The 6,987-nt window shown below is 72.8% G+C and carries 5 protein-coding genes and 1 pseudogene; 5 read left to right on the top strand and 1 reads right to left on the bottom strand.

Annotation, left to right across the window (positions count from 1 at the left end; genetic code table 11):
- Positions 1–279: pseudogene (locus ACFU3E_RS00030) on the top strand (TetR family transcriptional regulator); the annotation flags it as partial.
- A gap of 9 nt (positions 280–288) precedes the next feature.
- Here the strand turns inward: ACFU3E_RS00030 and ACFU3E_RS00025 are convergent.
- Positions 289–1,272 (bottom strand): helix-turn-helix transcriptional regulator, encoded by a 984-nt coding sequence (locus ACFU3E_RS00025; RefSeq protein WP_384149511.1) that lies wholly within the window; start codon positions 1,270–1,272, stop codon positions 289–291.
- Between the two features lie 62 nt (positions 1,273–1,334).
- On the opposite strand from ACFU3E_RS00025, the gene ACFU3E_RS00020 reads away from it, so the two are divergent.
- The 4 genes from ACFU3E_RS00020 to ACFU3E_RS00005 all read left to right on the top strand — a co-directional run bounded on the left by ACFU3E_RS00020 (position 1,335) and on the right by ACFU3E_RS00005 (position 6,929).
- Complete coding sequence (locus tag ACFU3E_RS00020) at positions 1,335–2,843, top strand: MFS transporter (protein WP_384149508.1); 1,509 nt, start codon at positions 1,335–1,337, stop codon at positions 2,841–2,843.
- Positions 2,844–3,003: 160 nt separating this feature from the next.
- Positions 3,004–3,765, top strand: a complete 762-nt coding sequence (locus tag ACFU3E_RS00015) for a DeoR/GlpR family DNA-binding transcription regulator (protein WP_384149505.1) — start codon at positions 3,004–3,006, stop codon at positions 3,763–3,765.
- Positions 3,762–4,709, top strand: coding sequence for a 1-phosphofructokinase (pfkB, locus tag ACFU3E_RS00010; protein ID WP_384149502.1), 948 nt, complete (start codon positions 3,762–3,764; stop codon positions 4,707–4,709). Before ACFU3E_RS00015 ends, pfkB begins: the two co-directional genes overlap by 4 nt.
- Before the next feature lie 153 nt (positions 4,710–4,862).
- Positions 4,863–6,929: a fructose-specific PTS transporter subunit EIIC gene (locus ACFU3E_RS00005; RefSeq protein ID WP_384149499.1), complete on the top strand. Its 2,067-nt coding sequence runs from the start codon at positions 4,863–4,865 to the stop codon at positions 6,927–6,929.
- The last annotated feature ends 58 nt before the right edge of the window (positions 6,930–6,987 follow it).

The following is a 6,987-nucleotide window of genomic DNA, read 5'->3' as shown; positions in this document are numbered from 1 at the left end:
CCTGCTCCGGCCTCCGCCGCGCCATCTGCCCGGGCCTCCGCCCCGGCCTCCGCCGCGCCATCTGCCCGGGCCTCCGCCCCGGCCTCCGCCGCGGCACCTGCTCCGCCCTCCGCCGCCGGCCCTGAGCTGCGCTTCGCCGCCGCCGTGGCGAGTGCCGCCGTGCGAGCCGCCCTGGAAGCCTGGGCAGCCGGGGACGGGCCCGTCGAGGGCCCGGACGGTCCGGCCGGACTCGCCCTGCGCAATCTCGCGGCACTGCGGGACTTCCCGTGGGGGTCATGACGTGCCGGCTCACACCCCGCCGGCGTCCCGTCCGCCGGCCGCCCTGCTCAGCCGCGCCCCCAACTCCCGTACGGCCGTGACGAGTTGTTCCGGCTCGTGCACCACGAAGTCGCACTCCAGCATCGCCAGCCGGAACGCCACCCACTGCACCGCGTCCCCGACGGACCCCCGCAGCCGGCAACTGCCGTCGTCCAACGGCTCGGGCGTACCCAGCCAGTGGGGCACCCGGGCGGCGACGAACTCGGCCGGTGCGGCGAACGTGACCTCGAAGTCGTAGGACTGCTGCTGCCGTTGCATCGAACGCCGCAGGTACTCCGCCGCGTCTCCCGTCGGGAGTTCGCGCGGCACGAACCGCGCCCCGGTGGCGAACGGCTCGCTCACCCGGTCGACGCGGAAGGTACGCCAGTCGTCCCGGTCGATGTCGTACGCCACGAGGTACCAGCGGCGGCCCGTCGACACCAGCCGGTACGGCTCCGTCAGGCGCCGCGACTCGGTGCCGTCCGCGGCCCGGTAGGCGAACCGCAGCCGCTCGTGCCCGGCCGCCGTGGAGGCCATGACGGTCAGGGTCTCGGGTGCGATACTAGGCCCGTCGCCGCTGGTCAGCGGTGTGGTCGCGGCCTGCAGGGTGGTCACGCGGTGGCGCAGCCGGCCCGGCAGGACCTGCTCCAGCTTGGCCAGCGCCCGCACCGAGGCCTCGTCCAGCCCTTCCACCGCGTGCCCCGCCCCGGCGCGCAGTCCGACCGCGATGGCCACGGCCTCCTCGTCGTCGAGCACGAGTGGTGGCATGGCCTTGCCGGCGACCAGCCGGTAGCCGCCGTCGGAGCCCTTGGTCGCCTGCACGGGGTAGCCGAGTTCGCGCAGCCGGTCGATGTCCCGCCGGACCGTGCGGCGTGAGACCCCGAGGCGCTCGGAGAGCTCGCCGCCGGGCCATTCGCGGGGCGTCTGGAGGAGGGAGAGGAGCGTCAGCAGCCGGGCCGGAGTGTCCGTCGTCATACCGACGAGGATGCCGCACCAGTAGGACATGACCTGACCTAATAGGGGTTTAACGTCTCAGCATGACCTCCACCGACACCACCCTCGGCACGGCGGGCGGCGGGACCGACCGCCGGCGCTGGTTCGCCCTCGCGATCGTGATGACCGCGGCCTTCATGGACCTCGTCGACGTGACGATCGTCAACATCGCCATCCCGTCGATCCAGCGGGAGGAGGGCGCCTCCTTCAGCCAGATCCAGTGGATCACCGCCGGATACGCGCTCGCCTTCGCCGCCGGGCTGATCACCGGCGGACGGCTCGGCGACATCCACGGCCGCAAGCGGATCTTCCTCGTCGGCATCGGCGGGTTCACCGTCGCCTCCGCGCTGTGCGGCCTCGCGGTGAACCCGGAGATGCTGGTCGCCTCGCGGATCCTGCAGGGCGGCATGGCGGCGCTGATGGTGCCGCAGGTGCTGTCGATCGTGCACGCGACCTTCCCGGCGCACGAACGGGGCAAGGTGTTCGGGCTGTTCGGCGCGGTCGTCGGTCTCGGGGCCGTGTCCGGTCCGCTGCTCGGCGCGCTGCTGACCGAGTGGAACCTGTTCGGCTGGGGATGGCGGTCGATCTTCCTGATCAACCTGCCCGTGGGTGTCGCCGGCCTGATCCTCGGCAGCCGCTTCATCACCGAGTCCAAGGCGCCGCGCGCCCTGAGGCTGGACCTGGTGGGCGTCGCGCTCGTGACGCTGGGCCTGCTGATGCTGATCTACCCGCTCACCCGTGGCCGCGAGCTGGGCTGGCCGCTGTGGGGGTACGTCTCGATGGCCGGATCGCTCGTCGTCCTCGCGGCGCTGGTGGCGTACGAGAGGCGCAAGGCCGCGCGGGACGGTTCCCCGCTGGTCGAGCTGTCGCTGTTCAGGGTCAAGAGCTTCGCGGCCGGGATCGCCGTGCAGACCGTCTTCGGGGTCGGGCTCGGCGTGTTCTTCCTGGTGTGGACGCTGTACATGCAGACCGGACTGGGCTGGAGCCCGCTGAAGGCCGGGCTGACCGGGGTGCCGTTCTCGATCGCGGTGTCGGTGGCCGCCGGGATGTCGGTGCAGAAGCTGGTCCCGCGCTTCGGGCGCAAGGTGCTCCAGGCGGGCGCGCTGGTGATGGCGGCCGGGGTGCTGCTCTACATCTGGGAGTCCGGGCACTACGGCCTCGCCATAGCGCCCTGGCAGATGGCTCTGCCGCTCGTCGTGATGGGCGTGGGCATGGGCCTGATCGTCGCGCCGCTGACGGACGCGATCCTCTCGGAGGTGCCGCGCGAGCACGCAGGCTCGGCGTCGGGGCTCATCAACACCGTGCAGCAGATGGGCAACGCGCTGGGTCTCGGCCTGGTGTCGGTGGTCTTCTTCGGCACGATCTCCGACGACCTGCGGCGCGAGCAGATCGGTCCGGCCTTCGCGGATGCCTTCCAGAACGCGCTGGGCTGGGTGGCCGCGGTGATGGGCGCCATCTTCCTGCTGATGTTCGCGCTGCCGAAGCGGCCCGCACAGCATGTGGAGGGGGAGCCGGCGCCGGTGGAGGGGAAGGAACCGGCACTGGTCTCCTGAGAGCGGGACGGCGGTTTCGGCGGGCTCGGCATCTGGGTGCCGAGCCCGTTCGCATTTCTGATCATGCCCGATTGGGTCCGAACCTGTTTACTTTGCGGAAATCTCGGCGTAGCCTCCCGCTGAAACCACACGTTCGGGCATGAGGCGGAGGTGAACGGACATGTACGCACCGGAGCGGCAGCAGGAGATCCTCCGGCTCGCCCGTGACGGCGGCCGAGTGGACGTCGTGTCGCTGGCCGAGGAGTTCCAGGTGACGGCGGAGACGATCCGCCGAGATCTGAAGGCCCTGGACCGTGCCGGTCTGGTCCGCCGGGTGCACGGCGGGGCCATCCCGGCCGGGCGTCTCGACTTCGAGCCGGACCTCGCCGAGCGCGAGACGACCGCCCCCGACGAGAAGGACAGCATCGCCAAGGCGGCCCTCGCGGAACTGCCCGGCGAGGGCACGGTGATCCTCGACGCCGGGACGACGGTGGCCCGGATGGCCGCCGCCCTCCCGCCGGAGGCCTCCCTCACCGTCGTCACCCACAGCCTCCCCATCGCGGCCCGTCTCGCCGACCACCCCGGCATCCAGCTCCACCTCATCGGGGGGCGCGTACGGCACCGTACGCGCGCCGCCGTGGACGCCTGGGCGCTCAGGGCGTACGGCGAGATCCGCGCCGACGTGCTGTTCGTGGCCGCCAACGGCTTCTCCGCCGAACACGGCCTGACCACCCCCGACCTCGCCGAAGCCGCCGTGAAGCGCGCGGCCGTGGCCGCCGCCCGCCGCGTGGTGCTGCTCGCCGACTCCTCCAAGCACGGCCAGGAGCACTTCGCCCGCTTCGGCGACCTGAGCGATGTGGACCTGCTGATCACCGACAGCGGGCTGAGCCCCGAAGACACCGTCGCGATCGAGCGCGGCGGCACGGAAGTAGTGCGCGCATGATCCTCACCGTCACCCCGAACCCGTCCCTGGACCGCACCTACGAGGTGCCGTCCCTCGACCGCGGCGAGGTCATCCGCGCCACCGGCGAGCGGATGGACCCGGGCGGCAAGGGCGTGAACGTCTCGCGTGCCGTCGCCGCGGCGGGGCAGCGCACGGTGGCGGTCCTGCCCCTGGGCGGCGCCCCGGGCGCCCTCGTCGCCGACCTGCTCGACCAGCAGGGCATCGAGGTCGCGCCGGTCCCGGTCGCCGGGGCCACCCGCTCCAACATCGCCCTCGCGGAATCCGACGGCGTGCTGACGAAGATCAACGCGCCCGGCCCGGAACTGTCCGGGGCCGAGCGGGAACTGCTCCTGGAGACCGTGCGACAGCAGTCCCGCGACGCCGCCTGGATCGCCTGCTGCGGCAGCCTCCCCCGTGGACTCGTCCCCTCCTGGTACGCCGAGCTGGTCGCCCGCGCGCACGCCGCCGGGGCGCGGATCGCCCTGGACACCTCCGGTCCCGCGCTGCTCGCGGCCCTGCGCGAGCGGCCGGACGTGGTCAAGCCGAACGCCGAGGAGCTCGCCGGAGCCGTCGGCCGCCCCCTCGCCACCGTCGGCGACGCCGTCAAGGCCGCCGAGGAACTGCGTGAGATGGGGGCCCGGGCCGTCCTCGCGAGCCTGGGCGCCGACGGGCAGCTGCTCGTCTCCGACGAGGGCGCCTGGTTCGGCAGCGCCCGCGTGGCCGCCGTCCGCAGCAACGTGGGCGCCGGGGACTCCTCCCTCGCCGGCTTCCTGATCGCCGGCGGCAACGGCCCCGAAGCCCTGGCCTCCGCGGTCGCGCACGGCGCTGCGGCCGTCCAGCTGCCCGGCAGCGTCATGCCGACCCCCCGGGACCTGGACCCGGCTGCGGTGACGGTCACTACCGAGGTCCCGGCGGACCGTGTGCTGAAGGAGCCGGTGTCATGACGTACGACGAGCCGCCCGGAGCGACGCGCGAGCGGCGGCCCCCCTCCCCGTTACCGTCCGGCCCCGCCTCCACCCCCGTCACCCCCCACCGCACCCCCGTCCCCCTCCCGCCCACCCCTCCCACCGGGCGATACGCGTGCTAAGGAGCCCGCGATGAGCGACATGATCACGGCGGACCTGGTCGATCTCGACCTGTCCGCCGACACCAAGGAAGCGGCGGCCCGTGCCCTCGCCGAACGCATGGTGGCCCTGGGCCGGGTGACCGACCTGGACGGCTTCCTCGCCGACGTGGCCGCCCGCGAGGCCCAGATGCCGACCGGACTCGACGGCGGCATCGGCATCCCGCACTGCCGCAGCGAGCACGTCACCGAGCCGACGCTCGCCTTCGGACGCAGCGCCGGCGGCATCGACTTCGGCGCCGCGGACGGCCCCGCCGACCTGATCTTCCTGATCGCCGCGCCGGCCGGCGCGGACGACGCCCATCTGACGATCCTCTCGTCGCTGGCCCGGCAGCTGATGAACAGCGAGTTCACCGACGCCCTGCGCGCGGTGAGCGACGCGCCGGCCGCTGCGGCCCTGATCCGCGGCGACGAGCCGGATGCGGCCGCCGAGCCGGACACGCCCGCCGACGCGGGCTCCGAAGACCCCGTGGCGTCGGCGGGAGCGGCCTCTCCCGCCGCCGCCACGGTCACCGGCGAAGCAGGCGGCACCGCCGGGGGCGAGGAGCGCCCGTTCCGCATCGTCGCCGTCACCTCCTGCCCCACCGGCATCGCCCACACCTACATGGCGGCCGAGTCGCTGGAGAACGCCGGCCGGGAGGCGGGCGTCGAACTCGCCGTCGAGCCCCAGGGCTCGGCCGGTTTCACCCGGCTCGACCCGCAGGTCATCGCGGCGGCGGACGCCGTGATCTTCGCCCACGACGTGCCCGTCCGGGAGAAGGAACGGTTCGCCGGCAAGCCGACCGTCGACGTCGGTGTGAAGGCAGGCATCAACCGCCCGGCCGAGCTCATCGCCGAGGTCCGCGAGAAGGCCGCGCGCGGCGAGGTCACCTCCGGATCCGCCCCGGCCACTCCGGTGGAGCGCGCCGGCGAATCCGGCGAGGGCTACGGCACCAAGCTGCGCAAGTGGCTGATGTCCGGCGTCAGTTACATGGTGCCGTTCGTCGCCGCGGGCGGTCTGCTGATCGCCCTCGGCTTCGCGATCGGCGGCTGGGAGATCGACAAGGCCAAGCCCGTCATCGAGCAGTTCCAATGGGGCCAGGCCGACAGCTGGGGCGCCCTGCTGTTCCAGATCGGCGCGGTCGCCTTCGGCTTCCTCGTCCCGGTCCTCGCCGGCTACATCGCCTACGGCATGGCCGACCGGCCCGGTCTGGTGCCCGGCTTCGTCGGTGGCGCCATCTCCGTGGCGATCGGCGCCGGTTTCCTCGGCGGCCTGGTGGCCGGTCTGATCGCCGGTGGTGTGGTCCTCGGCATCCAGCGGATCAACATCCCGCCAGTCCTCCGCGGCATCATGCCGGTGGTGGTGATCCCGCTGATCTCCTCGGCGATCGTCGGGTTCCTGATGTTCGTCGTCATCGGCAAGCCCATCGCCCAGGCCCAGAAGGGCATGACCGACTGGCTGAACGGCCTGTCCGGCAGCAACGCGATCGTGCTCGGCGCGCTCCTCGGCCTGATGATGTGCTTCGACCTCGGCGGTCCCGTCAACAAGGTCGCCTACACCTTCGCCACATCCGGCATCTCGACGGCAGACCCCAGCAGCTCGGCGATGAAGGTGATGGCGGCTGTGATGGCGGCCGGTATGGTGCCCCCGCTCGGGATGGCCCTGGCGACCTTCGTGCGCAAGAAGCTGTTCACTCCGGCGGAGCGGGAGAACGGCAAGGCCGCCGTGGTCCTGGGCGCCTCATTCATCACCGAGGGTGCGATCCCGTTCGCCGCCGCTGACCCGCTGCGCGTCATCCCGGCCTCCATGGCGGGCGGCGCGGTCACCGGCGCGCTGACCATGGCGTTCGGTTCGACCCTGCGTGCCCCGCACGGAGGTGTCTGGGTCACTCTGCTGATCGGCAGGCCGTTCCTGTACCTGCTCGCGATCGCGGCTGGTACGGCCGTCACGGCCGGTCTGGTCGTCCTGCTGAAGAGCATGCGCAAGCCGGCCCAGAGTGCCTCCGCTCAGGGCTCGGCTGCGGCCACGGCACCGGCGGCGAAGCAGCCGGTGGCGGCGTAACCCGAAGGACCCCGTACACGACGGCGGCCCGCGCACCCTCGAGGGAGGGTGTGCGGGC

The sequence above is a fragment of the Streptomyces sp. NPDC057424 genome, assembly GCF_042803315.1.
GTDB lineage: Bacteria > Actinomycetota > Actinomycetes > Streptomycetales > Streptomycetaceae > Streptomyces.
This window is presented reverse-complemented; position numbering and strand designations above follow the sequence as displayed.

What these genes read in the sequence shown, in the direction of transcription:
- ACFU3E_RS00025 (WP_384149511.1), bottom strand. Translation starts at nt 1,272, where the DNA reads ATGACGACGGACACTCCGGCCCGGCTGCTGACGCTCCTCTCCCTCCTC.
- ACFU3E_RS00015 (WP_384149505.1), top strand. Translation starts at nt 3,004, where the DNA reads ATGTACGCACCGGAGCGGCAGCAGGAGATCCTCCGGCTCGCCCGTGAC.
- ACFU3E_RS00005 (WP_384149499.1), top strand. Translation starts at nt 4,863, where the DNA reads ATGAGCGACATGATCACGGCGGACCTGGTCGATCTCGACCTGTCCGCC.
- pfkB (WP_384149502.1), top strand. Translation starts at nt 3,762, where the DNA reads ATGATCCTCACCGTCACCCCGAACCCGTCCCTGGACCGCACCTACGAG.
- ACFU3E_RS00020 (WP_384149508.1), top strand. Translation starts at nt 1,335, where the DNA reads ATGACCTCCACCGACACCACCCTCGGCACGGCGGGCGGCGGGACCGAC.